The sequence below is a fragment of the Streptomyces sp. E2N166 genome, from assembly GCF_003671715.1.
GTDB lineage: Bacteria > Actinomycetota > Actinomycetes > Streptomycetales > Streptomycetaceae > Streptomyces > Streptomyces thinghirensis.
Map to the genome: position 1 here is coordinate 379,413 of NZ_RAIF01000018.1, position 26,706 is coordinate 406,118.

General features: G+C 72.0%; 25 protein-coding genes and 1 riboswitch. Of the genes, 11 read left to right on the forward strand and 14 right to left on the reverse strand.

Annotated elements, in window-relative coordinates:
* Window positions 1–269: 269 nt before the first annotated feature.
* The 6 genes from EBH09_RS16050 to thrC form a co-directional block, all read right to left on the reverse strand.
* Window positions 270–1,793 (reverse strand): carboxylesterase family protein, encoded by a 1,524-nt coding sequence (locus tag EBH09_RS16050; protein WP_121747675.1) that lies wholly within the window; start codon window positions 1,791–1,793, stop codon window positions 270–272.
* 96 nt (window positions 1,794–1,889) lie between these two features.
* Entirely contained in the window at window positions 1,890–3,020 is a 1,131-nt protein-coding gene (locus tag EBH09_RS16055) for an NADH:flavin oxidoreductase (RefSeq protein ID WP_121747676.1), read from the reverse strand.
* Window positions 3,021–3,248: 228 nt separating this feature from the next.
* Window positions 3,249–4,874, reverse strand: a complete 1,626-nt coding sequence (gene groL / locus EBH09_RS16060; protein ID WP_121747677.1) for a chaperonin GroEL — start codon at window positions 4,872–4,874, stop codon at window positions 3,249–3,251.
* A gap of 293 nt (window positions 4,875–5,167) precedes the next feature.
* On the reverse strand, window positions 5,168–5,371 hold the full coding sequence (locus EBH09_RS16065) for a cold-shock protein (protein ID WP_004929928.1): 204 nt from the start codon (window positions 5,369–5,371) through the stop codon (window positions 5,168–5,170).
* A 438-nt stretch (window positions 5,372–5,809) separates the two neighbouring features.
* A complete protein-coding gene (locus tag EBH09_RS16070) occupies window positions 5,810–6,085 on the reverse strand; it encodes a MoaD/ThiS family protein (protein WP_121747678.1) in 276 nt (91 codons plus the stop codon).
* The gene (thrC, locus tag EBH09_RS16075; protein WP_193776341.1) at window positions 6,082–7,383 is read right to left on the reverse strand and encodes a threonine synthase; all 1,302 of its coding nucleotides are present in this window, start codon (window positions 7,381–7,383) and stop codon (window positions 6,082–6,084) included. Before thrC ends, EBH09_RS16070 begins: the two co-directional genes overlap by 4 nt.
* An 18-nt stretch (window positions 7,384–7,401) precedes the next feature.
* A riboswitch (SAM riboswitch) is annotated at window positions 7,402–7,549 on the reverse strand.
* A 134-nt stretch (window positions 7,550–7,683) separates the two neighbouring features.
* On the opposite strand from thrC, the gene EBH09_RS16080 reads away from it, so the two are divergent.
* A complete protein-coding gene (locus EBH09_RS16080) occupies window positions 7,684–8,628 on the forward strand; it encodes a glucosyl-3-phosphoglycerate synthase (RefSeq protein WP_121747679.1) in 945 nt (314 codons plus the stop codon).
* A gap of 236 nt (window positions 8,629–8,864) precedes the next feature.
* Window positions 8,865–10,268 (forward strand): trehalose-6-phosphate synthase, encoded by a 1,404-nt coding sequence (locus EBH09_RS16085; protein ID WP_121747680.1) that lies wholly within the window; start codon window positions 8,865–8,867, stop codon window positions 10,266–10,268.
* Between the two features lie 127 nt (window positions 10,269–10,395).
* On the opposite strand, the gene otsB is transcribed toward EBH09_RS16085, so the two are convergent.
* From otsB to EBH09_RS16100, 3 genes are all read right to left on the reverse strand, one after another.
* Window positions 10,396–11,265 carry a trehalose-phosphatase gene (gene otsB, locus EBH09_RS16090; protein WP_121747681.1) on the reverse strand — a complete coding sequence of 290 codons (870 nt, stop codon included), beginning with the start codon at window positions 11,263–11,265 and terminating at the stop codon, window positions 10,396–10,398.
* Window positions 11,266–11,402: 137 nt separating this feature from the next.
* A complete protein-coding gene (locus EBH09_RS16095; RefSeq protein ID WP_121747682.1) occupies window positions 11,403–11,627 on the reverse strand; it encodes a DUF3263 domain-containing protein in 225 nt (74 codons plus the stop codon).
* Between the two features lie 51 nt (window positions 11,628–11,678).
* Window positions 11,679–12,944 carry an extracellular solute-binding protein gene (locus tag EBH09_RS16100; protein ID WP_121747683.1) on the reverse strand — a complete coding sequence of 422 codons (1,266 nt, stop codon included), beginning with the start codon at window positions 12,942–12,944 and terminating at the stop codon, window positions 11,679–11,681.
* A gap of 143 nt (window positions 12,945–13,087) precedes the next feature.
* Between EBH09_RS16100 and EBH09_RS16105 the strand changes: the two genes are divergently transcribed.
* From EBH09_RS16105 to EBH09_RS16115, 3 genes are all read left to right on the forward strand, one after another.
* Window positions 13,088–14,044: an ROK family protein gene (locus EBH09_RS16105; RefSeq protein ID WP_121747684.1), complete on the forward strand. Its 957-nt coding sequence runs from the start codon at window positions 13,088–13,090 to the stop codon at window positions 14,042–14,044.
* Window positions 14,044–15,189, forward strand: coding sequence for an N-acetylglucosamine-6-phosphate deacetylase (gene nagA / locus EBH09_RS16110; protein WP_121747685.1), 1,146 nt, complete (start codon window positions 14,044–14,046; stop codon window positions 15,187–15,189). Before EBH09_RS16105 ends, nagA begins: the two co-directional genes overlap by 1 nt.
* Window positions 15,190–15,360: 171 nt before the next feature.
* Window positions 15,361–16,293 carry a 1-phosphofructokinase family hexose kinase gene (locus EBH09_RS16115; protein ID WP_121747831.1) on the forward strand — a complete coding sequence of 311 codons (933 nt, stop codon included), beginning with the start codon at window positions 15,361–15,363 and terminating at the stop codon, window positions 16,291–16,293.
* A 40-nt stretch (window positions 16,294–16,333) separates the two neighbouring features.
* Here the strand turns inward: EBH09_RS16115 and EBH09_RS16120 are convergent, their stop codons facing one another.
* Window positions 16,334–17,317 (reverse strand): carbohydrate-binding protein, encoded by a 984-nt coding sequence (locus tag EBH09_RS16120; RefSeq protein WP_121747686.1) that lies wholly within the window; start codon window positions 17,315–17,317, stop codon window positions 16,334–16,336.
* A 118-nt stretch (window positions 17,318–17,435) separates the two neighbouring features.
* Window positions 17,436–19,100, reverse strand: a complete 1,665-nt coding sequence (gene cdgB, locus EBH09_RS16125; protein ID WP_121747687.1) for a diguanylate cyclase CdgB — start codon at window positions 19,098–19,100, stop codon at window positions 17,436–17,438.
* A gap of 313 nt (window positions 19,101–19,413) precedes the next feature.
* Between cdgB and EBH09_RS16130 the strand changes: the two genes are divergently transcribed.
* Window positions 19,414–20,013 carry a flavin reductase family protein gene (locus tag EBH09_RS16130; protein WP_121747688.1) on the forward strand — a complete coding sequence of 200 codons (600 nt, stop codon included), beginning with the start codon at window positions 19,414–19,416 and terminating at the stop codon, window positions 20,011–20,013.
* Between the two features lie 47 nt (window positions 20,014–20,060).
* The gene (locus EBH09_RS16135; RefSeq protein WP_121747689.1) at window positions 20,061–20,543 is read left to right on the forward strand and encodes a GNAT family N-acetyltransferase; all 483 of its coding nucleotides are present in this window, start codon (window positions 20,061–20,063) and stop codon (window positions 20,541–20,543) included.
* Between the two features lie 80 nt (window positions 20,544–20,623).
* Here the strand turns inward: EBH09_RS16135 and arfB are convergent, their stop codons facing one another.
* Window positions 20,624–21,061 carry an alternative ribosome rescue aminoacyl-tRNA hydrolase ArfB gene (arfB, locus tag EBH09_RS16140; RefSeq protein ID WP_121747690.1) on the reverse strand — a complete coding sequence of 146 codons (438 nt, stop codon included), beginning with the start codon at window positions 21,059–21,061 and terminating at the stop codon, window positions 20,624–20,626.
* Window positions 21,062–21,218: 157 nt separating this feature from the next.
* Between arfB and EBH09_RS16145 the strand changes: the two genes are divergently transcribed.
* Entirely contained in the window at window positions 21,219–21,794 is a 576-nt protein-coding gene (locus EBH09_RS16145; protein WP_121747691.1) for a TerD family protein, read from the forward strand.
* A 105-nt stretch (window positions 21,795–21,899) separates the two neighbouring features.
* Here EBH09_RS16145 and EBH09_RS16150 read toward each other — a convergent pair whose 3' ends face one another.
* A complete protein-coding gene (locus tag EBH09_RS16150) occupies window positions 21,900–22,568 on the reverse strand; it encodes a response regulator transcription factor (protein ID WP_121747692.1) in 669 nt (222 codons plus the stop codon).
* 31 nt (window positions 22,569–22,599) lie between these two features.
* Window positions 22,600–23,823, reverse strand: coding sequence for a sensor histidine kinase (locus EBH09_RS16155; protein ID WP_121747693.1), 1,224 nt, complete (start codon window positions 23,821–23,823; stop codon window positions 22,600–22,602).
* A gap of 268 nt (window positions 23,824–24,091) precedes the next feature.
* On the opposite strand from EBH09_RS16155, the gene EBH09_RS16160 reads away from it, so the two are divergent.
* From EBH09_RS16160 to EBH09_RS16170, 3 genes are all read left to right on the forward strand, one after another.
* The gene (locus EBH09_RS16160; protein ID WP_121747694.1) at window positions 24,092–24,661 is read left to right on the forward strand and encodes a heme-binding protein; all 570 of its coding nucleotides are present in this window, start codon (window positions 24,092–24,094) and stop codon (window positions 24,659–24,661) included.
* A gap of 79 nt (window positions 24,662–24,740) precedes the next feature.
* Window positions 24,741–26,144, forward strand: a complete 1,404-nt coding sequence (locus EBH09_RS16165) for a M1 family metallopeptidase (protein WP_121747695.1) — start codon at window positions 24,741–24,743, stop codon at window positions 26,142–26,144.
* A gap of 60 nt (window positions 26,145–26,204) precedes the next feature.
* Window positions 26,205–26,705, forward strand: coding sequence for a hypothetical protein (locus EBH09_RS16170; protein WP_121747696.1), 501 nt, complete (start codon window positions 26,205–26,207; stop codon window positions 26,703–26,705).
* Window position 26,706: the final 1 nt, after the last annotated feature.

Genomic DNA, 26,706 nt, shown 5'->3' on the forward strand with positions numbered 1-26,706 from the left:
CCCACCACCCACCACCCGCCGATAGCCGCCGAGACGGCCCGGCGTGCATGTGGGGCGCGAGCGCGCTCCCGCGCGCCGGGGCACCGGGCAGCCCACAAAAGGGACCGGCGTACCCGGGGCCACCGCTTTCCCCGGGCCGCCCGCTCGCTTCCCACCCGTGCTGGAGCGAGCCGAGTCAAGGGTCGGCCGCAGGCCGATCGGCGCAGCCGACGCGCAGCGCCCTTTACTCGGGTCGTGGAAGCACGACACTGGCAAGGAAGCGGGCGGCCTCACCCCAGCAGAGGCAGCGCCCCGAACTCGTGCCCCTCCCACAGGCGCCTCGACGCCTCCTCCGGGTACGGCGCGACGACCGGCTCCGCGTCCAGGACCTGGACCAGGCGCCGTTCCGTGTCGTACGCGGGCCAGCCGGGGTCGCCGGTGTGCGCGAACGCGGTCCACGAGGACCGGAAGCGGGACGACAGGGCGAGCGCCTCCGGCGAGGGTTCGGCACCGCCGAAGACGAGCAGCCCCACGTCGGCCCGGAACGTCCCGAAGAGGAGCGGGATGTCCAGGGCGTGGCAGGCGCCGAGGACACCGCCGTCGGCCGGGGCCGGCCAGGTCAGCTCGTAGACGAACGACCGGCCACCGCCCGCGAGGTGCGCCTCGGCCAGATGCAGCGAGGGCATGGCGAAGATCCAGTCGGTCTGCACGCGTTCGTACAAATCGTTCGCGGACACGCCCGGGTACGCGGCCCGGTAGGCCGCTTCGCCGCCCGGCGCGTAAAGGCCGAGCGCCGCCCTCGCACGCTCCTCACCGATCTGCCCGAGCTTGCCCGCCATCGCGGTGAAGAGCCGGTTCTCGTCGCGGTTGTGGCCGACGATCAGGTCGACGTCCCGGGACGCGCCGGACGCGAGTGCCTGCCACGGCATGACCGGCAGTACGTCGCCGTCGACGACCGGTGAGTACGGGGTGACCGTGGGCGCGGCCCGGCCCCAGCGGTCCACGCACCCGGGCATCTTGGGGGCGAGGGACTGCCCCGCCTTGACCAGCTGTCCCGGATCCACGGCCGCCAGGTCGGCGACGGTGGGGCGCAGGCCGAGTTCGGCGGCGAGGGCGGTGCCGACGTCCCGGGCCAGCTCGTCGGAGTAGAACGTGCCCGGCACGCTCTGGGCGATGGCGCGGTGGAAGAGGCCGTCCGCGCGGGGCATGGCCATGAGGGAGGCCACGGAGCCGGCGCCCGCCGACTCGCCGAAGACGGTGACCCGGGCCGGGTCACCGCCGAACGCCGCGACGTTGTCCCGTACCCACTCCAGCGCGGCCACCTGGTCGAGCAGGCCCCGGTTGGCGGGGGCGCCGTCGATGCGGGCGAAACCCTCCATGCCGACGCGGTAGTTGAAGGTGACGACGACGAGGTCGCCGTCGGCGGCGATGCGGCGGGCGTCGTAGCCGGGGCTGCCGGAGTGGCCGAGTTTGTAGGCGCCGCCGTAGATCCAGACCATGACCGGGCGGCGGGCGGCCGGGTCGGGGGCGGGGGTCCAGACGTTGGCCGTCAGCCAGTCGTCGCCCTCGGGCGCGTCCAGGACGCCGGTGGTGCCCGCGATGCCGAGGTCCTGCGGGGGCGGCGGGCCGAAGGTGTACGCCTCGCGCGTGCCGTCCCAGGCGCGGACGGGACGTGGCGCGGCGAACCGGGCCTCGCCCACCGGCGGTTCCGCGAACGGGATGCCGCGGAAGACGGTCAGGCCGCCCTCCCGCCGCCCCCGCACCGAACCGGCGGCGGTGCGCACCACGGGCCCCGGGACCTCGGGGTTCGTCATCGATCACTCCTCACTGAACGCCGCTGGACGTACGTGCGGCAGTAGTTGGTGATCCCACGGACTTTACGCCGCGGTGCGCATCCGGACCGGGTCGGGTCAGCTCAGGGACTTCAGCGACGCCGCGTCGTAGGGGGCGAGCGCGTCGAAGTTCCCGGCGAGGACCTTCTCGGCCCACAGCGGGTCCTGGAGCAGCGCGCGGCCGACGGCGACGAGGTCGAACTCGTCGCGCTCCAGGCGGTCGAGGAGGTTGTCGAGGCTGCCGACCGGGGCGCCCTCGCCCAGGAAGGCCTTGGTGAAGTCACCGTCCAGGCCCACCGAGCCGACCGTGATGGCGGTCCTGCCCGTCAGCTTCTTGGTCCAGCCGGCGAGGTTGAGGTCGGAGCCGTCGAACTCGGGGCGCCAGTAGCGGCGGGTGGAGGCGTGGAAGGCGTCGACGCCGGCCGAGGCGAGCGGGGCGAGGATCGCCTCCAGCTCCTCGGGGGTCTCGGCGAGGCGGGCACGGTAGGCCTCCTGCTTCCACTGGGAGTAGCGGAAGATCACGGGGAACTCGGGCGAGACGGCGTCGCGCACGGCGGCCACGATCTCGGCGGCGAAGCGGGTGCGGGAGACCGGGTCGCCGCCGTAGGCGTCGGTGCGGCGGTTGGTGCCCGCCCACAGGAACTGGTCGACGAGGTAGCCGTGGGCGCCGTGGATCTCCACGCCGTCGAAGCCGATGCGCTCGGCGGCGGCAGCGGCCTCGGCGAAGGCGCCGATGACGTCGTCCAGGTCGCGCTGGGTCATCGCCTTGCCGGTGACCTCGTCCTCGCCGATGCGCAGACCGGAGGGGCCGACGGCGGGGGCGTCCGCGAAGGGGGGCTCGCCCTGCTTGCGGACCATGCCGATGTGCCACAGCTGCGGCACGATCGTGCCGCCCGCCTCGTGCACCGCCTCCGCGACCTTCGCCCAGCCGGCCAGCTGCTCGTCACCGTGGAAGCGCGGGACGCTGTCGCTCTGCCCGGCCGAGTCGTGGCCGACGTAGGTGCCCTCGGTGACGATCAGACCGACACCGGCGGCGGCGCGACGGGAGTAGTACGAGACCACGTCCTCGCCGGGGACGCCGCCCGGCGAGAACATCCGGGTCATCGGCGCCATCGCGATGCGGTTGGGCACGGTCAGGCCGTTGATGGTGGCCGGGCGGGCGAGGATCTGGGCGGCGCGCGAGGCGGCGTCGGTGGCGGTGACGGTCACGTGGGGGCTCCTAGGGAGGTACCGGTTGGTATGTGCGCCTGCATTGATCGTACTTCCACGACAACGGGCGCACCCCTCGCGGCCATTCCGCCCGCGGCTCCCGGTCCGGCGTGATCCATGGCACATCGCGGGTGGGGGCCGGCGAAAACGCCCGAGGGCGGCACCCCCTGCCGGAACAGGGGGTGCCGCCCTCGGTACGTGAAGGACGGTTGATCAGCCGGAGGCCGATCAGAAGTCCATGTCACCGCCCGGCATGCCGCCCGGGGCGCCGCCCGCGGCGGCCTTCTCCGGCTTGTCGGCGATGACGGCCTCGGTGGTGAGGAACAGCGCGGCGATGGAGGCGGCGTTCTGCAGGGCAGATCGCGTCACCTTCGCCGGGTCGATGATGCCTTCGGCGATCATGTCGACGTACTCACCGGTCGCGGCGTTCAGGCCGTGGCCGACGGTCAGGTTGCGGACCTTCTCCACGACGACGCCGCCCTCGAGACCACCGTTGACGGCGATCTGCTTCAGCGGGGCCTCCAGGGCGAGCTTCACGGCGTTGGCACCGGTCGCCTCGTCACCCGTCAGCTCCAGCTTCTCGAAGACCTGGGAGGCCTGGAGCAGGGCCACGCCACCACCGGCGACGATGCCCTCCTCGACGGCCGCCTTCGCGTTGCGAACGGCGTCCTCGATGCGGTGCTTGCGCTCCTTGAGCTCGACCTCGGTGGCGGCACCGGCCTTGATGACGGCCACGCCGCCGGCCAGCTTCGCCAGGCGCTCCTGGAGCTTCTCGCGGTCGTAGTCCGAGTCGCTGTTCTCGATCTCGGCGCGGATCTGGTTGACCCGGCCCTGGACCTGGTCGGCCGAGCCGGCGCCGTCCACGATCGTGGTCTCGTCCTTGGTGATGACGACCTTGCGCGCGCTGCCCAGGAGGTCGAGCGTGGCGTTCTCCAGCTTGAGGCCGACCTCCTCGGAGATCACCTCGCCGCCGGTGAGGATGCCGATGTCCTGGAGCATCGCCTTGCGGCGGTCGCCGAAGCCCGGGGCCTTGACGGCGACGGACTTGAAGGTGCCGCGGATCTTGTTGACGACCAGGGTCGACAGGGCCTCGCCCTCGACGTCCTCGGCGATGATCAGCAGCGGCTTGCCCGACTGCATGACCTTCTCCAGGAGCGGCAGCAGGTCCTTGACGTTGCCGATCTTGGAGTTGGCGATCAGGATGTACGGGTCGTCGAGCGACGCCTCCATACGCTCCATGTCGGTGGCGAAGTACGCCGAGATGTAGCCCTTGTCGAAGCGCATACCCTCGGTGAGCTCCAGCTCCAGACCGAAGGTCTGGGACTCCTCGACGGTGATGACGCCTTCCTTGCCGACCTTGTCCATGGCCTCGGCGATGAGCTCGCCGATCTGGGTGTCGGCGGCGGAGATGGAGGCCGTGGAGGCGATCTGCTCCTTGGTCTCGACGTCCTTCGCCTGCTCCAGCAGGGCGGCGGAGACGGCCTCGACGGCCTTCTCGATACCGCGCTTCAGGGCCATCGGGTTGGCACCGGCGGCGACGTTGCGCAGGCCTTCCTTGACCAGGGCCTGGGCGAGAACGGTCGCGGTGGTCGTACCGTCACCGGCGACGTCGTCCGTCTTCTTGGCGACTTCCTTGACCAGCTCGGCGCCGATCTTCTCGTACGGGTCCTCGAGTTCGATCTCCTTGGCGATGGAGACACCATCGTTGGTGATCGTGGGGGCGCCCCACTTCTTCTCGAGGACGACGTTGCGGCCCTTGGGGCCGAGCGTCACCTTGACGGCGTCCGCGAGCTGGTTCATGCCGCGCTCGAGGCCGCGCCGTGCCTCCTCGTCGAACGCGATGATCTTGGCCATGTGAAGTGGTCCCTCCAGGACTGGGGGTGATTCCTTCGGACCGCGCCCGCGCCCGCGACGGACGGCTCGCCGGCCTCGTGGTTCCTTCCCCACCCGGCCTGCGGGCCTCACCGACCCGGTCCTTCGTTGTCACTCTCACCTTCAGAGTGCTAACGCCAATGATTAGCACTCGACCCTGCCGAGTGCAAGCGCCTCTCGGGGATCGGCGCGGGTTCCGGGCAGACCGAAGGGCCCGCACCCCGTGGGGTGCGGGCCCTTCGGAGAAGACCGCTGACTTGCCGTGGTCGCGCGTCTCAGGCGCTGAGGCGAACCATGTCGGCCTGCGGGCCCTTCTGACCCTGCGAGATCTCGAACTCGACCCGCTGGCCTTCTTCGAGGGTGCGGTAGCCGTCCATCTGAATCGCGCTGTAGTGGACGAAAACATCCGCACCACCGTCGACCGCGATGAAGCCGTACCCCTTCTCCGCGTTGAACCACTTGACGGTGCCCTGAGCCATGCCTAACTCCCCTATTACTGGCCCTTGCACAGATCCGCACTTCGCGGACCCGGGTCAGACCTCACCCCCCACGACTGGGGGCGTGCGCCGGAACGCGTCGACCGCGGCTGAATGTATCTGTCCAACTGCCGTCTGCAACAGGTCAGTCGGACGAGAAATCTGGACGCACCCGGTCCGGAATCTGGCGAGAATTCGCCTGAATTCGGGTCAAGTCGGGGCACACAAAAAGAGCAAAAGCCGCGAAATACGCCCACACTTTGGCTACATCTGGTCGGGCGAGCGGCAGGAATTCAGGGTTCCCGACCTTCCGATCGGGAGCGCGTTCCCCAACTCTACCGCGCTCAACCACATGGAATTGCCCCCTCCGCTTCTCTTACGGAGGGGGCAATTCGATGAACCGGGCGTCACGGCGATTACCGGGGGTAACCGAGGGATGGGTCAGCCGCCGGCGACCGCCGGGATGATGGAGACGCCGGCGCCCTCCGGGGTCGCGGTCTCCAGGCCCTGCTCGAAGCGGACGTCGTCGTCGTTGACGTAGACGTTGACGAAGCGACGCAGCTTGCCCTGGTCGTCCAGGACACGGGCGGCGATACCGGTGTGGTTCTTCTCCAGGTCGGCGATGACCTCACCCAGGTTCGCGCCGTCGGCGGCGACCTCGGCCTTGCCGCCGGTGTAGGTGCGCAGGATGGTCGGGATGCGAACGGTCACGCTCATGCGAGGCCAGCCTCTCGGAAGGAGTCCAGGTTCGGGCGGATGGTGGCGGTGAGGCCGGTGCCGGCCACCGCGTCGAGGGTCTTCAGGCCGTCGCCGGTGTTGAGGACGACGGTGGTGAGGGACGGGTCCAGGACGCCGTCCTCGATCAGCTTCTTCGTGACGCCGACCGTCACGCCGCCCGCCGTCTCCGCGAAGATGCCCTCCGTGCGGGCCAGCAGCTTGATCGCGTCCACGACCTGCTCGTCGGTCACGTCCTCCACGGCGCCGCCGGTGCGGCGCGCGATGTCGAGGACGTAGGGGCCGTCGGCCGGATTGCCGATCGCCAGGGACTTGGCGATGGTGTCCGGCTTCTGCGGGCGTACGACGTCGTGGCCCGCCTTGTACGCGGTGGACACCGGCGAACAGCCCTCGGCCTGGGCGCCGAAGATCTTGTACGGCTTGTCCTCGACCAGACCGAGCTTGATCAGCTCCTGAAGACCCTTGTCGATCTTCGTGAGCTGGGAGCCGGAGGCGATCGGGACGACGAGCTGGTCGGGCAGCCGCCAGCCGAGCTGCTCGCAGATCTCGTACGCGAGGGTCTTGGAGCCCTCCGCGTAGTACGGACGCAGGTTGACGTTGACGAAGCCCCAGCCCTCGCCCGCCGAGTCACCGATCAGCTCGGAGCAGAAGCGGTTCACGTCGTCGTAGTTGCCCTCGATGCCGACCAGCTCACCGCCGTAGACGGCGGCCATGACGACCTTGCCCTGCTCCAGGTCGTGCGGGATGAACACGCAGGAGCGGAAGCCGGCGCGGGCGGCGGCGGCGCCGACGGCACCCGCGAGGTTGCCGGTGGAGGAGCAGGAGAGGGTGGTGAAGCCGAAGGCGCGGGCGGCCTCGATGGCCTGCGCGACGACGCGGTCCTTGAAGGAGTGCGTCGGGTTGCCGGAGTCGTCCTTGACGTACAGACCGCCTGTGACACCCAGCTCGCGGGCCAGGTTGTCGGCCTTGACCAGCTTGGTCCAGCCCGGGTTGATGTTCGGCTTGTCCGCCACGTCGGCGGGGACGGGCAGCAGCGGGGCGTAACGCCAGATGTTCGCGGGGCCCGCTTCGATCCGCTTGCGCAGTTCCTCGGTGTCGTACGCCGAGAAGTCGTAGGCGATCTCGAGCGGGCCGAAACACTCCTCGCAGGCGAAGACCGGGCCGAGCGGTACGCGATGACCGCACTCGCGGCAGTTCAGCGCCGCGGCGGGACCGAGGTCGACCGGGGAAGCGGGGGAAGCGGTGGTGTCGGTGGTGCTTTCGACAGTCTGCACAGCCATGTGAGGCGAGGCCCTTTCTCCTCATCTTCCTCACGACGCATCTCGCCGTGAGACGGATTTGGCACCTTCCCTAGTCGGGAGCCTCGCCACGTCCGCGTGACAAGAACCGACTGGAGGGTTGCCGGGGCTTCAACGGGCCGTATCCCTCTGCCCCTCTGGATGAGCGGTCTTCAGTTGTTGTTCGTGCGGCGACCCCGGCATGCGATGGTCACCCGCGTTGTTCAAGACTGTAACCGACGTCCATGACCGTTGAGATAGTCGTCCGAACCGCGAGATGGATCACAGAGGGAGCGGGAGACCGTGCTGGAAGAAGTCGAGCGCTGGCTGAGCGCACGCTCCTGGTCCGTGGGGGACCGGCCGATCCAGCAGCTCATGGCCGCCAAGCAAGCCACCGGGCAGTCGGTCAGCGTGGTGCTCCCCGCCCTCGACGAGGAGGCGACCGTCGGCGGCATCGTCTCGGTGATCCGCCGGGAGCTGATGCTGCGGGTGCCGCTCGTGGACGAGCTGGTCGTCGTGGACTCCGGATCGAGGGACCGTACGTCGGCGGTGGCCGCGGCGGCGGGTGCCCGTGTCGTGCACCGCGACGCGATCCTCCCCCGTGTCCCGGCCGTGCCGGGCAAGGGCGAGGTGCTGTGGCGCTCGCTGCTGGTGACCGGCGGCGACATCGTCTGCTTCGTCGACGCGGACCTGCGCGAGTTCTCGGCCGACTTCGTGTCCGGGATCGTCGGCCCGCTGCTCACCGAGCCGGACGTGCACCTCGTGAAGGCCATGTACGACCGGCCTCTCGACGCCGCTCCCGGCCAGGGCGGCCGGGTCACGGAACTCATGGCCCGTCCGCTGCTCAACATGCACTGGCCGCGGCTGGCCGGCTTCGTCCAGCCGCTCGGCGGCGAGTACGCGGCCCGCCGCTCCCTCCTCGAACGGCTCCCCTTCCCCGTCGGCTACGGAGTCGAGCTGGGCATGCTGGTCGACGCCCTGCACCTGGTGGGCCTGGACGCTCTCGCACAGGTCGACGTCGGCGTCCGCAAGCACCGGCACCAGGACGGCCAGGCACTGGGCCGCATGTCCGCCGCCATCTACCGCACCGCCCAGCTCCGGCTGGCCCGCGGCCACCTGGTCCGGCCGTCCCTCATCCAGTTCGAGCGGGGCGCCGACGGCTTCGAGCCGCGCACGTACTCCGTGGACACCGAGGAACGGCCCCCGATGACGGAGATCGCGGAGTACGCGGCCCGGAAGGCGGCGTGAGCGTCAGCCGGGCACGCCGTCCGACCAGCGCCAGATGCCGCCGGAGTCCGGCTCGCAAGTCAGGTACTCGCCGCCGCGGGCTCCGGAGCCGGTGCCGCCTCCGGTTCCGGTGCCGGTTCCGGGGTGGCGGTGGCCGAGGCCGGTCACACCGACCACACAAGACGCGTGACGCAATCGATGCCGATGTGCCGCCCGTCCACGTTTGAGGGTTTCGGGGCCGGGCTAGGTTGAGGCGTATGGCTTCAAGCTTCGGTGCTGCTCAGGTGCTGGTCGCCTCCAACAGGGGGCCGGTCTCGTACGAGGTACGGGAGGACGGTTCGCTGCACGCCAGACGCGGCGGTGGCGGGCTGGTCTCCGGACTGTCGGCCATCGGGCCGGACGCGGGGGCGCTGTGGGTGTGCTCCGCGTTGAGCGACGGCGACCGCGAGGCGGTACGGCGCGGGGCCGGCGAGGACGGCGTACGGATGCTGGACGTACCGGCCGACGTGCACGCGGACGCGTACAACGGCATCGCCAACTCCGTGCTGTGGTTCGTGCACCACATGCTCTACCAGACCCCGCTCGAGCCGGTCTTCGACGCGGAGTTCCGGCGGCAGTGGGCCTCCTACGAGGCGTACAACCGGGCCTTCTCCGAGGCGCTGGCCGAGGAGGCGGCCGAGGGCGCGGTCGCGATCGTGCAGGACTACCACCTGACGCTGGTGCCGGGGATGCTGCGGGAGCTGCGGCCGGATCTCCGGATCGGCCACTTCTCGCACACGCCGTGGGCGCCGGTCGACTACTTCCGGCTGCTGCCGGACGACATCGCCGAGCAGGTGCTGCGCGGCATGCTCGGCGCCGACCGGCTCGGGTTCCTCACCCGTCGGTGGGCGGACGCGTTCACCGCGTGCTGCGACGCCGTGGTGGGCGGGGCCGGTGGCACCGAGATCGGCGTGCACGGGCTCGGCGCGGACGCGGACTTCCTGCGGCAGCGGTCGCACGAGGCCGACGTGGAAGAGCGGATGGCGGCGCTGCGGACGGAGATCGGTCAGGGCCCGGACGGGAGCGCGCGCCGGACGATCGTGCGGGTGGACCGGACCGAGCTGTCGAAGAACATCGTGCGGGGGCTGCTGGCGTACCGGGAGCTGCTGGCCGGGCGGCCCGAGTGGCGCGAACGGGTCGTGCACGTCGCGTTCGCCTACCCCTCGCGGCAGGATCTCGCCGTGTACCGGGACTACACCGCCGAGGTGCGGCGGGTCGCGGACTCGATCAACGAGGAGTTCGGGACGGCCGGGTGGACGCCGGTCGTGCTGCACGTGAAGGACGACTTCTCGCGGTCGCTGGCGGCGTACCGGCTGGCGGACGTGGCGCTGGTCAACCCCGTCCGGGACGGGATGAACCTCGTCGCGAAGGAGGTGCCGGTCGTCTCCGACGAGGGGTGCGTGCTGGTGCTGTCCCGGGAGGCGGGGGCGTACGAGGAGTTGGGGGACGACGCGGTGGTAGTGAATCCGTACGACGTGTCGGGGACGGCGGAGGCGTTGCACGAGGCGTTGTCGGTCGGTGCCGGGGAGCGGGCGGAGCGGTCGAAGCGGTTGGCGGCGGCGGGGACGGCGTTGCCTCCGGCGCGGTGGTTTCTTGAGCAGTTGGAGGCGTTGAGGTCTTGATTGCCGGGTGATCCGGCGTTGGGGCTGAGCGGGGGTGGGTCGCGCGGCCCGGCGCCGCCGGGGTGCCGCCTGCGCCCACCCGTGCCGCCCTAGGCGGCACGAATGCCCGCAGGCTGGGGCGGAGCTGCTACGCGAGGCGTGCGGCCAGGGAACGCAGGAGGTGCACCACGCCTTCCGGGCCGTCGACCACCACGTCGGCTCGTTCGCGGAGGTCGGGCACCTCGTCGCTGCCGCTGCAGACCAGGAGGCCGGGGGTGCCCTCCGTGCGGAGGGTCTCGACGGCCGTGAAGGCGGGGAGGTCGCCGAGGTCGTCGCCGGCGTAGAGGACGGCCCCCGCGTCCAGCTCCCGGACGTACTCCCGCAGGGCGGCGCCCTTGTCCATGCCGGGTGGGCGCAGTTCCAGGACCATGCGGCCCGGTTCGACGATGAGGCCGTGGCGGGTGGCGAGGCCGGCGAGCGGGGCGCGCAGGGTGTCGAAGGCGGCCTGGGGATCGGGGGCGCGGCGGGTGTGGACGGCGACCGCGTGGCCCTTCTCCTCGATCCACGTGCCCTGGCCCGCCCCGGAGCGCTCCAGCAGCCCCGGCAGCTCGGCGCGGACGGCGGCGACGCCGGGGTGCGGTTCGGGGGTGGTGAGCGCGCCGGTGGCGGCGTCCCAGCGCTCGGCGCCGTAGTGGCCGAGGACGACGAGGTGATCCAGGCCGGGGATGTCCGCGAAGCCGCCGTGGTGGACCGCGACCTCGGCCGGGCGGCCGGTGATCACCGCGACGGAGGCGACCTTCGGGGCGAGGGCCGCGAGCGCCGGTACGGCGTCCGGGTGGGCGCGGGCCCGGTCGGGGTCGGCGACGATCGGGGCGAGCGTGCCGTCGAAGTCGAGGGCGATCACCGCGCGGCCGGGGGCGGCGAGGAGGGCGTCGAGCCCTTCGCGCCCGGCCGCCGTCGCGGGGGTCGGCAGGTGGTCCGGGGAGTCGTCACGGGTGGAGTCCTGGTGGCTGCCCATACCGCGAACCTATCCCGCCGGGGCGGAAGACAATCTCACCGCTGCCTCGCCACTGCCTTCCTGCCGCCTCGCCACTGCGTACCGCTGCCTCACCGCTGCGTTACTACTGAGCCACCGCTGCCTTACTCACCGCCGCCTCACCGCTCCGAGCGGCGCGACTCCCGTATCCGGCGCAGGCGGTTGACCGTCACCGGGTCGGCCGCCAGGGCGCGGGGGTCGTCCAGGAGGGCGTTGAGCAGCTGGTAGTAGCGGACGGGGGCCAGGCCCAGCTCCTCGCGGATCGCGCGCTCCTTCGCGCCGGGGCCGGAAAAGCCGCGGCGCTCCAGCGCGAGGATGTCGCGCTCCCTCTGTCCCAGGTCCATGGACGGCACCGTAACGCCCGCCACCGACAGCGGGCCGATGCCCGCTGCCCGCTACTCGGCGCTGCCCGCCCGCATCGCCGTCGTCTGGAGCTGGCCGAGTACCTCCTCGGGGCTGCCGCCGGGGGCGACCGCCTGGCCGATCTGCTTCTTGACGTCCGCGCTGACCGAGGCCCAGGAGGTCTTGCCGACCGGGTACAGCTCGGAGAGCAGCAGCTCGTCCAGGAAGGGCTTGAGCTTCTTGTCCTCCGCGGCCGTGCTCATGACCTGGGACGCGGACGTGGTCACCGGCAGCAGGTCGTACTCGCGGGAGAAGTCGAGGACGTTCTCGTCGCTGTAGACGAAGTCGAGGAAGTCGCCGATCTCCTCCTGGTGGCCGTTCTTCTTGAAGGCCGTCATCCAGTCGGTGACGCCGAGCGTGTTCCGGCTCTCGCCGTCGACGCCGGGCGTGGTCACCATGCCGTACTTCACCCCCTTGTCGGAGGCCATCTTCATCAGCGAGGGGTGCCCGTTGAGCATGCCGACGTCGCCGTTGGCGAAGGCGGCGAAGGCGTCGGCCCGGTCGAGCTCTCCGGGGGCGACCGGGCCGGTGAGGCCCTCGCCGACCAGTTCGTCCCGCAGCCAGGTGAAGGTGGTGACGTTCTGCGGCGAGTCGACGGAATAGGTGCCGACATCGTCGGTGTAGCCGCCCCCGCCGCTGAGCATCCACTGCATCGTCTCGGCCTGCGCCTCCTCGGCGCCCAGCGGCAGCGCGTACGGGTACTTCACGCCCTCGGCCTTGAGCGCCTCGGCGGCGTCCGCGAGGTCGTCCCAGCTCTTGGGCGGGGTGACGCCGGCCTTTTCGAGGAGGGTCTTGTTGTAGAAGAGCACGCGGGTGGAGGCCGCGAAGGGCAGGCCGTACTGCACCCCGTTGACCTGGCCCGCGCCGGCGAGCTGGGAGACGAAGTCGGCCTGGACCGGTATGGAGAGCACGTCGTCGGCGCTGTAGAGCAGGTCCTTGTCCGCGTAGTCGGAGTAGGCGCCGATCTGCGCCATGTCGGGTGCCTCGCCGGCCTCGACCATCTCGCGGACCTTGCGGTCGACGTCGGTCCAGGAGTGGACGGTGACGTCCACGTGCACGCCGGGGTGCTCGGCCTCGTAGGCCCTGGCCAGCTCGTCCCAGTATTTCTGGGAGCTGTTGGCCTTGCTGTCGCCGTAGTCGGCGGCGACCAGCCTCAGCGTCACCTCGCCGGAGTCCCCGGTGAGCCCGCAGCCGCCGAGGACCGCTGTCATGCCCAGTGCGGACACCACCGCGATCGTTCCTGTCCTACGCCGCTGCACCGTGATTCCCCAACCCTGCCGACGACTCGTCGTTCACTGCTTTGCTTACGCGTTCGCTTGTTCGCTTGTCCGCTTAACGGATTAAGGTCTACACCACGGCAGTGGACTAGACCTCTCCCGGGTCAACGGGCCACACTGTCCCCGTGAGACATGTCATCGCCCTCGATGTGGGCGGCACCGGGATGAAGGCCGCCCTGGCGGGGCCGGGGGGCGAGCTGCTGCACCAGGCCCGCCGGGCCACCGGCCGCGACCGCGGGCCCGACGCCGTCGTCGCGGGCATCCTGGACTTCGCCGCCGAACTGCGCGCCTACGGTGCCGACCGGTTCGGCGAGCCCGCCCGTGCCGCCGGTGTGGCCGTCCCCGGCATCATCGACGAGGAGCACGGCACCGCCGTGTACGCGGCCAACCTCGGCTGGCGCGACGTACCGCTGCGGGCACTGCTCGGCGACCGGCTCGACGGCATCCCGGTCGCCCTCGGTCACGACGTGCGCACCGGCGGACTCGCCGAGGGCCGGATCGGGGCCGGTCGGGGCGCCGACCGGTTCTTGTTCGTGCCGCTGGGCACCGGCATCGCGGGCGCCATCGGCATCGACGGCCGGGTGGAGTCGGGCGCCCACGGCTTCGCGGGCGAGATCGGCCACATCGTCGTACGGCCCGGTGGCACCCCGTGTCCGTGCGGGCAGCGTGGCTGCCTGGAGCGGTTCGCGTCCGCGTCGGCGGTCAGCCAGGCGTGGGCCGAGGCGTGCGGCGACCCGGACGCGGACGCCGCCGACTGCGCCGAGGCCGTCGAGGCGGGCGACGCCCGCGCGCTCGCCGTGTGGCAGGGCGCCGTGGACGCGCTCGCCGACGGGCTGGTCACCGCGCTCACTCTGCTGGACCCGCGCGTCCTGATCATCGGTGGCGGCCTCGCCGAGGCGGGGGAAACCTTGTTCACACCGCTGCGGGACGCCGTCCGGCGGCGCGTCACCTTCCAGAAGCTGCCGGAACTGGTCCCCGCGGCGCTGGGGGACACCGCCGGCTGCCTGGGTGCCGGGCTCATGGCCTGGGACCTGCTCAGCACCGCTCCTACGACCGCGACTCCCCCGGAGGTAACCACCTGATGGCCCCAAGCAAGGTTCTCGCCGGTGCCCGGGTGGTACTGCCCACCGGCACCGTGGACGACGGGCGCGTGATCGTCGACGGCACGCGGATCGCGGACACGGCGGCCCCGGAGACGGAAGTCATCGACGTATCGGGCCACTGGGTGGTCCCCGGCTTCGTCGACATCCACAACCACGGTGGCGGCGGCGCCTCCTTCGCCGGCGGCACCCACGAGGACATCCTCAAGGGCGTCCACACCCACCGCCGGCACGGCACGACGACGGTGGTCGCCTCCGCCGTCACCGGTGACCTGGACTTCCTCGCCCGGCACGCCGGGGTGCTCGCCGAGCTGGCCCAGCAGGGCGACATCGCCGGCGTCCACTTCGAGGGGCCGTTCATCTCCCCGTGCCGCAAGGGCGCGCACGACGAGCAGCTGCTGCGCGACCCCGACCCGGCCGAGGTCCGCAAGCTGATCGACGCCGCGCACGGCCACGCGAAGATGATGACGCTGGCCACCGAGCTGCCGGGCGGCCTGGACTCCGTACGGCTGCTGGCGGAGCACGGCGTGATCGCGGCGGTCGGACACACCGACGCCACTTACGAGCAGACGCTCCAGGCCATCGACGCGGGCGCCACGGTCGCCACGCACCTGTTCAACGCGATGCCGCCGCTCGGCCACCGCGCCCCCGGCCCGATCACCGCGCTGCTGGAGGACGAGCGGATCACCGTAGAGCTGATCAACGACGGCACACATCTGCACCCGGCCGCGCTCCGCCTCGCCTTCCACCACGCGGGCGCCGCCCGGGTCGCCTTCATCACCGACGCGATGGACGCGGCCGGCTTCGGCGACGGCCGCTACCTGCTCGGCCCGATGGAGGTCGAGGTCGCCGACGGCGTGGCCCGGCTGGTGGAGGGCGGCTCGATCGCGGGCTCCACGCTCACCCTGGACCGCGCCTTCAAGCGGGCGGTGACGGTGGACGAGCTGCCCGTCGAGGACGTCGTCGCGGCGATCTCCGCCAACCCGGCGCGGCTGCTCGGCCTGGCCGACCGGGTCGGCTCCCTGGAACCCGGGAAGGACGCCGACCTGGTGGTCCTGGACGACGCCTTCGACCTGGTGGGCGTGATGCGCCGGGGCGAATGGGTGGTCGATCCCCAAGTGGGCTGATCCGTCCCCGAGTCCGGCCCCGGACCGGCCCACGGTGGCCGGACCGGGGGTGGGCCCGCCGCCGTCCTTTTGGCATGATCGTGTCCCCGGAACACACCGGAGCGAATCCGGGGACACACGGCAGCCGCAGCCGATCGGGGGAGGTCGACACAGGTGACACAGGTGACGCGGGTGATCCTCACCGTCACGCTGAACACCGCTCTCGACATCACCTACCGTGTCCCGGCCCTGCGCCCCCACGCCTCCCACCGGGTCACCGCGGTGACGGAGCGCCCCGGCGGCAAGGGCCTGAACGTGGCCCGGGTGCTGGCGGCCCTCGGGCACGAGGTGACGGTCACCGGCTTCGCGGGCGGCACCACCGGGGGCGTCGTCCGCGAGGGACTCACCGGCGTGCGCGGGGTGACCGACGCGCTCGTACCGGTCGCGGGGGCGACCCGCCGCACCATCGCCGTCGTCGACGAACGCACCGGCGACACCACCCAGCTCAACGAACCCGGCCCGGCCGTCGCCCCCGCCGAATGGAACGCCTTCCAGGAGACCTACGAGGACCTGCTGGCCGGCGCCGCCGCGGTGGCCCTGTGCGGCAGTCTGCCGCCGGGCGTCCCGGTGAACGCCTATGCCGGGCTGGTGCGCACCGCCCGCGCCGCCGGCGTCCCCGTCCTGCTGGACACCAGCGGGGAGCCGCTGCGCCGGGGGGTCGCCGCCCGACCGGACCTGATCAAGCCGAACGCCGACGAACTCGCCGAGCTGACCGGTTCGCACGAGCCGCTGCGGGCCACCCAGGCCGCCCGGCGCCGCGGTGCCCGCTCGGTGGTCGCCTCGCTGGGCGCCGAGGGGCTGCTCGCGGTGACCCCGGAGGGCCGCTGGCGGGCCGCACCGCCCGCCCGCGTCCACGGCAACCCGACGGGTGCGGGGGACTCGGTCGTCGCGGGACTGCTTGCCGGCCTGGTCGAGCACCTGCCCTGGCCGGACCGCCTGGCCCGCGCGGTCGCCCTGTCCGCGGCGACGGTGCTGGCACCGGTGGCGGGCGAGTTCGACCGGGGGGCGTACGAGGAGCTGCTCGGACGCGGGGTCGCGGTGACTGCGGAGGCGGGCGCGGCGTGACGCGCCGGCCCGTCACGCGCCAGGGCCTGTCCGCCAGCGCCTAGTCCTTGACCTGGCCCTTCTTCAGGGAGAACTGGTCCAGCAGGACGTTGCACTTGTCGCCGTCGGCGCAGGAGAGCGAGATCGTGTTGGTGCCCTTGTTGAGGGTGGGCCAGGCGTAGGTCTTGGTCCAGCCCTTGGCGAAGTCGCCGTCCTTGGCCCCGGTGAAGTTGCCCAGGTTCAGCTTGCTGCCGAACTCCTTGCCGTTGACCGTCAGGGTCATCGACTGGTCCTCGCCGGCCGCGCTGTAGCCGGCGAAGAGGGTGTAGAGGCCGTCCTCGGGGATGCCGTCCACGGTCCAGGTGACCGAGGCGCCGGGCTGGTTGAGATTGGCCACATAGACGCCGCCGTCCGACCGGGCGCCGTCGATCTCCGACGCCGTCGCCACGCCGGGCGACAGCCGCAGGGCCTTCGCGTCCACGGCCGGGAGCTTCACCTCTTCCTCGGCGCCGTCGCTCGCCGACGGGCTCGGGCCGGTGGTGTCGGACTGGGTGGGGGCCGTGCCGCCGCCCGCCTCGTCGCCGCCCTTGTCGTCGTCCGAGCCGCTGCTCGTCATGGCCACGGCGATACCGATGACCACCGCCGCGACGACCGCGACCGCGCCGATCAGCAGACCCTTGGTGTTGGGGCCGCGGCGCCCGCCGCCCCCGCCGTGCGCCGACTGCTGCCCAGCGGTGGGAGAGCCGCCGCCGGGGAAGGTCTCCGGCGCCGCGTAGTGCGCGTTCGGCCGGCCGTGGGCGCCCTGCTGCTGGCCGTAGGTGCCGTGCTGCTGCGGGGCGGCCTGGCCGTAGGCCGCGGTCGGGGCGGCCTGGCCCTGCGGTGCTCCGTACTGCCGCGTGCCGACGGGACGCACCCGGTTGACCGAGTTCGGGTAGCCGTAGCCACCGGACGGCGGCTGGGCCCCGTTGGCCTGCCCGTCGGCGTAGAGGTAGCCGAAGGGGTCGTCGTCCTCGGGCGTGCTCGCGCCGTTGTTGCCGGGCGTCATCCCTAGGTCTCCTAACCAGATGCGGTGCGTGTGCGGTATGGGTGTGAGATGGCGAGCCTACCCGCTCCCACTGACCCGAAAGGGTGACTCAGACCGCATCAAGGCGCTGACCTGGTGATCATCCGGCTCGGCGATGCTGTTTGGGACGAGATCGTTTCTCGACGTACATCCGTTCGTCAGCTGACTTCAGCACTTCGTCCGCCGTCATGCCGCAGTGGGCCCACCCGATGCCGAAACTGGCGCCCACGCGGACGGCCCTTCCCTCGGCCCGGATGGGCTGGATGATCTCGTTGCGCAGCCGTACGGCGAGGTCCTGGGCGTCGGCCCGGCCGAGCCCGTTGGCGAGGATCACGAACTCGTCGCCGCCGAGCCGGGCCACCGTGTCGCCGTCGCGCACGCCGCCGCTGAGCCGGCGGGCGACCTCGATGAGCACGGTGTCACCGGCGTTGTGTCCGAACCGGTCGTTGATCGACTTGAAGCCGTCCAGGTCGCAGAAGAGGACCGCGAGCCCCTTCGTGCCGTCGTCCCGGCCGTCCGCGGGGGCGACGGCGTGCACATGGTGGTCGTAGGCGCCGTACGGCTCGGTGACCGCGCCGAAGTCGAAGGTGTGGCCGCCGGAGTCGAAGACGGCGGAGTCCCCGTACGCGGCGTCCATGGCGTCCACCACACCCGGATGGGGCGCCTGCGGGCGCCGGCAGAGCCGGGCGGCGAGGCGGGAGCGCAGCTCGGCGGAGTTCGGCAGGCCGGTGAGGGAGTCGTGGGAGGCGCGGTGGGCGAGCTGGAGCTCGCGGCGCTTGCGTTCCTCTATGTCCTCGACGTGGGTGAGCAGGAAGCGCGGCCCGTCGGCGGCGTCGGCGACGACGCTGTTGCGCAGCGAGACCCAGACGTAGCTGCCGTCGCGGCGGCCCAGGCGCAGCTCGGCCCGGCCGCCCTCGGCGGAGGTGCGCAGCAGGGTGCCGATGTCCTCGGGGTGGACGAGGTCGGAGAAGGCGTAGCGGCGCATCGCGGAGGCGGGGCGGCCGAGGAGGCGGCAGAGCGCGTCGTTGGTGCGCAGGATCCGGCCGTGCTGGTCGCCGCCCATCTCGGCGATGGCCATGCCGGAGGGGGCGTACTCGAAGGCCTGCCGGAAGCTCTCCTCGCTGGCCCTGAGCGCCTGCTGGTCGCGCTCCAGGCGGACCAGGGCGCGCTGCATGTTGGAGCGGAGCCGGGCGTTGCTGATCGCGATGGCGGCCTGGAACGCGTACATCTGCAGGGCCTCGCGGCCCCAGGCGCCGGGGCGGCGGCCGTTGCGCGGCCGGTCCACGGACAGGACGCCGATCAGCTCGCCGCTGTTGCCACTGCCCTGCGGGCCGGGCGCGTACATCGGGGCGAAGAGCCGGTCCGAGGGGTGCCACTCGTCCTCGAAGCGGGGCGCGGGCCCGTCGGTGTACCACTGCGGGACGTCGTCGTCGTCGAGGATCCAGCCCTCGGTGTGGGGTATGAAGATCAGGTCGCCCCACTGCTCGCCCATGCTCAGGCGGCGGTCCCAGGACTCCCGGGAGCCCGCCCGGCCGGTGATGAGCGCCTCGGCGGCCTGGTTGCCGGAGAAGGCGGCGACGACGAGGTCGCCGTCGGGGCGGACCAGGTTGACGCACGCCAGCTCGTACCCGAGAGCCTGGACGACGCCGTCGGCGACGGTCTGCAGGGTGTCGGCCAGGCTGCGGGCCGTGTTCATGTCGGCCATGACCTGGTGCAGTTGACGCAGGGACGCAAGACGGACGTAGGGCTCCGACTCGGTCTCCATGCTCGCCCTCCCCCCGAGACCTCGCAGCGAATCAAGGGTTCTCTTCGGCGCCTTTACTGATGGTGCCCTTGCAGGTTCCCCGCCACTGAATCACAGCGCGCTCCCCACTCGGTACACAGGGTCAACAATTACCGCTCCTTGTGACTCAAGTCACAGCGAAAGATGAACAATTGAGTGGTGTTTCTGCGTTTTCCCTGTGCGTTTACTGAACGCAAAGTTTGTAGGTATGCGCACGTCTCCTTCTGTGGTCCTAGGTCCCGGTTCGGACCGGGGCCCGATGCCCCGCCCGCGGCCCGCCGATTAGCGTGGCAGGGTGCCGAACACTCCTTCCCTCACGTCCCCCGCGTCCCACACGCTCCCGTTGCCGTCGCCCCTCGCCGGGCATGCTGAGGGGGTGAGCAACGAGGAGTTCCGTGCCGCCATGTCCCGGCTGGCCTCGGGCGTGGTCCTGGTGACCGCGCAGGAGCCGCCGCTCGACCCCGACGACCCGCAGGCACCGCGCGGCGAGGACGTCGGGATGACGGCCACGGCGTTCATGTCGGTGTCCCTGGACCCGCCGCTGGTCCTGGTCAGCCTGCGCGAGGGCTCCCGCATGGACGACCTGCTCGACGAGCAGCCCCGGTGGGCGGTCTCCGTCCTCTCCGAGAGCCAGCGGCACATCGCGGGCCGCTTCGCCATGAAGGGCCGCGTCAGCGACCGGCTGCTGTTCGCGGACATCCCCTACCTGCGGGGCGAGGCGTCCGGGGCGCCGCTGGTGGGCGGGGCGCTGGCGACCCTGGAGTGCCGTACCGAGCAGCGGGTGCCCGCCGGGGACCACACCCTGGTCATCGGCCGCGTACTGACCGCCTCGCTGCCGAGCGCGGACGGGGGGCCGCTGGCGTACTTCAAGGGGCGGTACCGGCAGCTGGGCTGAGCGGAATTCGCTCGCCCGCGCGTGGGCCGCCTGTTTAGGGTGCGCGCATGACGACCGGTGCCTCGCTGCGACCCCCGCTCCGGCTGGTGGAGATCACTCCCGCGAACCTCGACGCCGCCCTGGGCATACGGGTGCTCCCCGAGCAGGAACACGCCGTCTCCCCGGTGGTGAAGTCCCTGGCCGAGGCCTACGTCCACCCCGACGCCGCCTGGCCCCGGCTGATCCTCGACGGCGACCGTGCCGTCGGCTTCCTCATGGCCTTCTTCGACATCGACTGGTACGAGGACGGCAGCGTCCGACGCTCCGGGCTGTGGCGGCTGAACATCGCGGCCGGGGAACAGGGCCAGGGGTACGGCCGCTTCGCCGTGGAGTCGGTGGCCACCCGGATCCGCCGCCGCGGCGGCAAGGAGTGCTGGGTGACGTGGCATCCCGGCCCGAACGGCCCCGAGGGCTTCTACCTGGGCCTGGGCTTCCGCCCCAACGGGGAGACCAGCGAGGGCGAGACGGTGGGCGTGCTGAAGCTGGACTGACCCTTCCGGCCCTGGGGCCTGTCCGGCAGACCCCGCCTGCCCCGACCTCCGGGCGGACGACGGGATTTGTCAGGCACGCCCTAGTCCCAGCTCTTCGGGGTGCGGCCCCGCTTGGTCTGCGAGCGCTGCTTCTTCTCCCGCAGCCGGCGTTCGTTGATGCCGCGCGGGATGCGGGTCGGCCTGCGGGGCTTGGGCGGGGGCGCGGTGGCCTCGGCGAGGAGGGCGGCGAGGCGTACGGCGGCGGTCTCGCGGTTGCGCCACTGGGAGCGGTGCTCGGAGGCGCGGACGGTGACGACGCCGTCGGCCAGGCGCCCGGCCAGCCGCTCCAGGGCCCGCGTCTTCCACACCTCCGGCAGGGCCTCGGTCCTCGCCAGGTCGAAGCGGAGTTCAACCGCCGTGTCCGTGGTGTTGACGTGCTGGCCGCCGGGCCCCGAGGAGCGCGAGAAACGCCAGACGAGCTCGGCCTCGGGCAGGGAGACGGAGCCGCGGATGACATGGGGACCGGACATGCCGTCCATGTTCCCGTCCCCGGACGGCCCACGTCATCCCAATATCCTGATCCAGGCCTCGGTAAAGAAAGTAAAGAGAGCAGGAACCTTGCGTACCCCTCTCGTCGTTCATGGGGGTAGCTGTAGCTTTCTTGCCGTACGTACACGAAGGAAGGGACTCCCAACAATGGCTGTAAGCCTGTCCAAGGGTGGCAACGTCTCGCTCACCAAGGAGGCTCCGGGCCTGACCGAAGTCACCGTGGGCCTCGGCTGGGACGTCCGCACCACCACCGGCACCGACTTCGACCTCGACGCCTCCGCGATCGCGGTCAACACGGAGGGCAAGGTCTACTCCGACGCCCACTTCGTGTTCTTCAACAACAAGCAGACGCCGGACAACACGATCGTCCACACCGGTGACAACCGCACCGGCGAGGGCGCCGGCGACGACGAGGCGATCAACGTCAACCTGGCCGGCCTCCCGGCCGACATCGAGAAGATCGTCTTCCCGGTGTCGATCTACGACGCCGAGAACCGTTCGCAGAACTTCGGCCAGGTGCGCAACGCCTACATCCGCATCCTCAACAAGGCCGGCGGCGCCGAGATCGCCCGCTACGACCTCTCCGAGGACGCGGCCACCGAGACCGCCATGGTCTTCGGCGAGCTGTACCGCAACGGCGCCGAGTGGAAGTTCCGCGCCGTCGGCCAGGGCTACGCCTCGGGCCTGGTGGGCATCGCCCAGGACTTCGGTGTGAACGTCTGACGTTCACTCACCCGTTCGTTCCGTACGAAGGCCCCCCGGTCGTGCGCCGGGGGGCCTTCGGCGTCCCGGCGGTGGGGCATCACGGCAGCGGCACAGGTCACGGCGTCACGGCAGCAGGCGCCGTTCCTTGGCCACCGCGACCGCGCCCGCGCGGGTGTCGACGCCGAGCTTGTCGTAGACGCGGCGCAGATGGGTCTTCACCGTGGCCTCGCTGATGAACAGGGCGCGGGCGATCTCCCGGTTGCCGAGTCCGGTGGCGAGCTGGGCCAGGATGTCGCGTTCGCGGTCGGTGAGGGAGGGGCGCGGGCTGCGCATGTTGGCCATGACGCGGCTGGCGACGGGTCCGGACAGGGCCGTGCGGCCCTCGGCGGCGGCGTGGATGGCCGCGAAGAGTTCCTCGGGGCGTTCGGCCTTCAGCAGGTAGCCGGTCGCGCCGGCCTCGATGGCGCGGGTGATGTCGGCGTCGGTGTCGTACGTGGTGAGGACCAGGACGTGCGGGGCGGTTCCCCCGGGTCCCGAGGCTGCCGTGAGGCGGCGGGTGGTCTCCACTCCGTCGATGCCCTCGCCGAGTTGAAGGTCCATCAGCACCACGTCCGGCGCCAGCCGCGCGGCGAGCGCGAGCGCCTCCTCGCCGGTCCCCGCCTCGCCGGCCACCTCGATGCCGGGGGCGCTGTCGAGCAGGGCGAGCAGCCCGGCGCGTACGACGACGTGGTCGTCGCAGACCAGGATGCGCACGGGGGCGGGGGCGGGGCCACTGCCTGCCGGGTCGGTCATCGGGGTGCCTCCAGCGGGGTGGCCGAAGCGGTCATCGGGGTGCCTCCAGCGGGTCGGCCGGGTCGGTTCGGGGCGCCAGGGGGACGGCGGCGGACAGGACGGTGCCCTCGCCGGGGGCGGACTCGACGGTCAGGGCGCCGCCGAGCTGACGCAGCCGGGCGCGCATGGCGGGCAGCCCGTGTCCGCGCACCCCGGCGGGGGCGTCGGGCAGCGCGGCCGGGTCGAAGCCCTGCCCGTCGTCGGTGACGTCCAGGACGGCCTGGTCGTCGAGGAGGGTGAGGGTGAGCGCGACGGTGGACGCGTCCGCGTGTTCCCGGACGTTGGCCAGGGCGCCCTGGGCGACGCGCAGCAGGGCCGACTGGACGCGGTCGGGCAGCGGCGGGACGCGGGCGCCGTCGTCCACGTGGACGCGCACGGTGAGCTGGTCGCCGGACTCCCGTGCGGCCAGGGCACGCAGCGCCGCCTGAAGGCCGCCGCCGCGGGCGAGGTCGGCGGGGGCGAGGTCGTGGACGAAGCGGCGGGCCTCGGTGAGGTTGTGCTCGGCGACGGAGGCGGCGCCCCGGACGTGGGTGCGGGCCTTGCCCGGGTCGGACTCCCAGACCCGCTCGGCCGCCTGGAGCAGCATCCGCTGGCTGGACAGGCCCTGGGCGAGACTGTCGTGGATCTCCCTGGACAGCCGCTGCCGTTCGGCGAGCGTGCCCTCGCGGCGCTCGGCGGCGGCGAGTTCGCGGCGGGTGCGGATCAGGTCGTCGATCAGGGCGCGCTGCCGGGCCGCCTGGCGTTCGGTGTGCAGGAACACGGCGGCGGCGATCGCGGCGACGGCGGGCGGCGCGAGCAGCAGGTTCGGGTCGAAGCGCCCGGCGAGCCGGAACTGCGCGGCGACGACGAACACCGTCAGGACGGTCACCAGCACGAGCGCCGCCCGGGCCGGCAGGGTGCGCAGGCCGGTGTAGAAGAGGGGCACCGCGCACCAGGAGAAGCTGGGCGCGAGGACGACCAGCACCATCCACACCACGACCACCAGGCCCAGCCAGGCCAGGCGCCGCCGGGTGGGCCGCGCCCCGGGGCCGCTCAGGACGGGGCCGAGCAGGTGCAGCACGGCCAGCGCGAGGGACAGGGCGAGGATCCACGGGGTCCGGGGCTCGCCGGGGTGGCGCAGCAGGAAGCGGGCCAGGGCGCCTCCGAGCAGCAGGAAGAACGCCACGTGCATGACGGCGCCGAGCCACTGGGTGTCCGGGGCGTACGGCTTCGGCATCCCACGCGCCTCCTTTGTCGCCTTCGTGTCCTACAACGTGCCGTAGAAGACCGCTGAGCTGCGCGGACACTCCCATGGTGGCCCTTCGGGAGGGCCGGCGGGGTCAGCCGATCGGATGACCCCGCCGTCGCCCGTTCCGTCGCCCACGAGCACCCGGAACGGCGACCGTGCGCCCCGGCCGCGGGGCGGAGGGTGGAGAGCGGACGGACCGACCCCCCTTCCCCACCGCGATGTCCCCCCGACATCCCACCCCGAGGAGCAGACCACCATGAAGAAGACCCTCTCCCGGCGCACCCGCATCGCCACCGGCGGCGCCGTTCTCGCCGCCGTCGTCGCCGGCACCTTCGGCACGGTGGCGGCGAACGCCTCCGCACCGCAGGCCGCCCAGGACTCCGCCGTGGCCACCGCCCCCGCCGCTGCGGCCGGCAAGCGCGACACCACCACCTCCACCCACCTGACGATCGACGCCGCGAACGAGGCGGCGCGGGCCGCGCTGAAGGCCGCCGAGAAGGAGGGCCAGCGGATCACGGTCGCCGTCGTCGACCGCAACGGCAACACGATCCTCACCATGCGCGGTGACGGCGCCGGCCCGCAGTCCTACGAGTCGGCCGAGAGGAAGGCGTTCACCGCGGTCTCCTGGAACGCGCCGACCAGCGAGCTGGAGGGCCGCCTGGAGAACGCCCCGAACCTGAAGGACATCCCGGGCACCCTGTTCCTGGGCGGCGGCGTCCCGGTCACGGCCGGCAAGGCGCCGATCGCCGGCATCGGCGTCGCGGGCGCCCCGTCCGGCACCCTGGACGAGAAGTTCGCGCAGGTGGGTGCGGCGGCGATCGGCTGACAACCGCTCGCGCCTGCCGTAGGCCCCGACAGCCGGTCCCAACGGGCGTTTCACGTGAAACGCCTCATAGGATCACGACGTGCGCACCCCCCGTCTGCTCGTAGCCGCCGCCACCGCCACCGCCCTCGCGGCGTGCAGCGGTGGTGGCGCGGTCGACGGCACCCCCGGCGGCTCGGGCGTGCGCGACCCGTACTTCCCGAAGGCGGGAAACGGCGGCTACGACGTCGGGCACTACGACCTGACCCTGGCCTACGACCCCGACGCCGAGCACCTCACCGGCACCGCGACGATCACCGCCCGCGCGACCCGGGACATGTCCGCCTTCAACCTCGACCTCAAGGGCCTGGACGTGGAGAAGGTCACGGTCGAGGGCCGGAACGCCCGCTTCAACCGGGCCGGACAGGAGCTGACCGTCCGCCCGGCGGACGAGCTGGACGACGGGGAGACGTTCCGTGTGAGCGTCCGCTACTCCGGCGACCCGGTGACGGTGACCGACCCCGACGGCTCCGAGGAGGGCTGGCTGCCCACCGAGGACGGCGCGGTCGGGCTCGGTCAGCCGACGGGCTCGATGGCCTGGTTCCCCGGCAGTCACCACCCCTCCGACAAGGCCACGTACGACCTCGCGGTGACCGTGCCGGAGGGGCTGGGGGCGGTCTCCAACGGTGAGTTGACGGGCGAGCGGAACCACGGCGGCCGTACGACGTTCACCTGGCACACCGCCGAGCCGATGTCGAGCCACGTCGTCACGGTCGCCGTCGGCGACTGGGAGACCGACCGCTCCACCACCGACGACGGCCTGCCGGTGTACACGGCCGTCGACCCGGAGCAGGCCGACGCGAGCCGGAAGGTCCTGGGGCGGATCCCCGAGGTCGTGGAGTGGGCCGGGGAGAACTTCGGCCCGTACCCCTTCTCCTCCGCCGGCGCGATCGTCGACCGGGTCCAGGACGCCGGCTACGCCCTGGAGACCCAGAGCCGGCCGTACTTCCCGGGCGCCCCCGACACCGTCCTGCTCGTCCACGAACTCGCCCACCAGTGGTACGGGAATTCCGTCAGCCCGAAGACCTGGCAGGACATGTGGCTCAACGAGGGCTTCGCCACCTACGCCGAGTGGCTGTGGGAGGAGGACGAGGGCGGCGACACCGCGCAGGAGACCTTCGACGCGCTCTACGACGGGACCTACTACTCCGACGAGGACGCGAGCGACTCGATCTGGGCGTTCCCGCCCGCTGACCCGCCCGACGCGGACGACATCTCCGCGAGCCCCGTCTACCAGCGCGGCGCGATGGTCCTGCACAAGATCCGCCAGCAGGTCGGCGACGACGCCTTCCGGGACCTCCTGCGTGGCTGGGCCACCGCCCACCGCCACGGCAACGCGGACACCGACGACTTCACGGCGTACGTGGAGAAGTCGGCGCCGGATGAGGACTTCACGGAGGTCTGGGAGGACTGGCTCCACGGCGACGGCCGGCCGGAGAGCCCGTGAGGCACGGCACCGCGACCGGCCCGGCTCCGGCGACGGCCGGGCCATGACACCATCACCTGCGTGCTCGACATCGGCTACGCCCTCTCCACCCGCTTCCCCGACCCCCCGCAGACGGACTACCGCCGTGCGGACGTCCGGGCGCTGCGGCACGACCTGTTCTGCGGGGACGTGTATCTCGCCGACACCAAGGCGGACCGGGAATTCTCCACAGCCTGGGGATGGGTGCCGGTGCTCGACTTCGCCTGGGCGCTGTGCGACATCGTGGAGCGCGTCGACCGGGACCCGGCGGGTTCCCGGGCCGCCCGTCCGCAGCGGGCGGAGCTGGACTTCACCGAGTCCACCGACCGGCTGCTCTTCGAGCGCCGCTTCGGCTGGGTCGACATCGAGGCCGAGTGGCTGCCGGAGAGCGAGCCCCCGCTCTCCTTCTCCCACACCGAACTGCGCCGGGAGTCCCGCGACTTCCTGCACGACCTGATCGCCGACCTCACCGACATGCACGACGACCTGGCGGACAACCCGGCGATCTGGACTCTCCAGGCCCGCTTCCCGCGGGTCTCCTGAG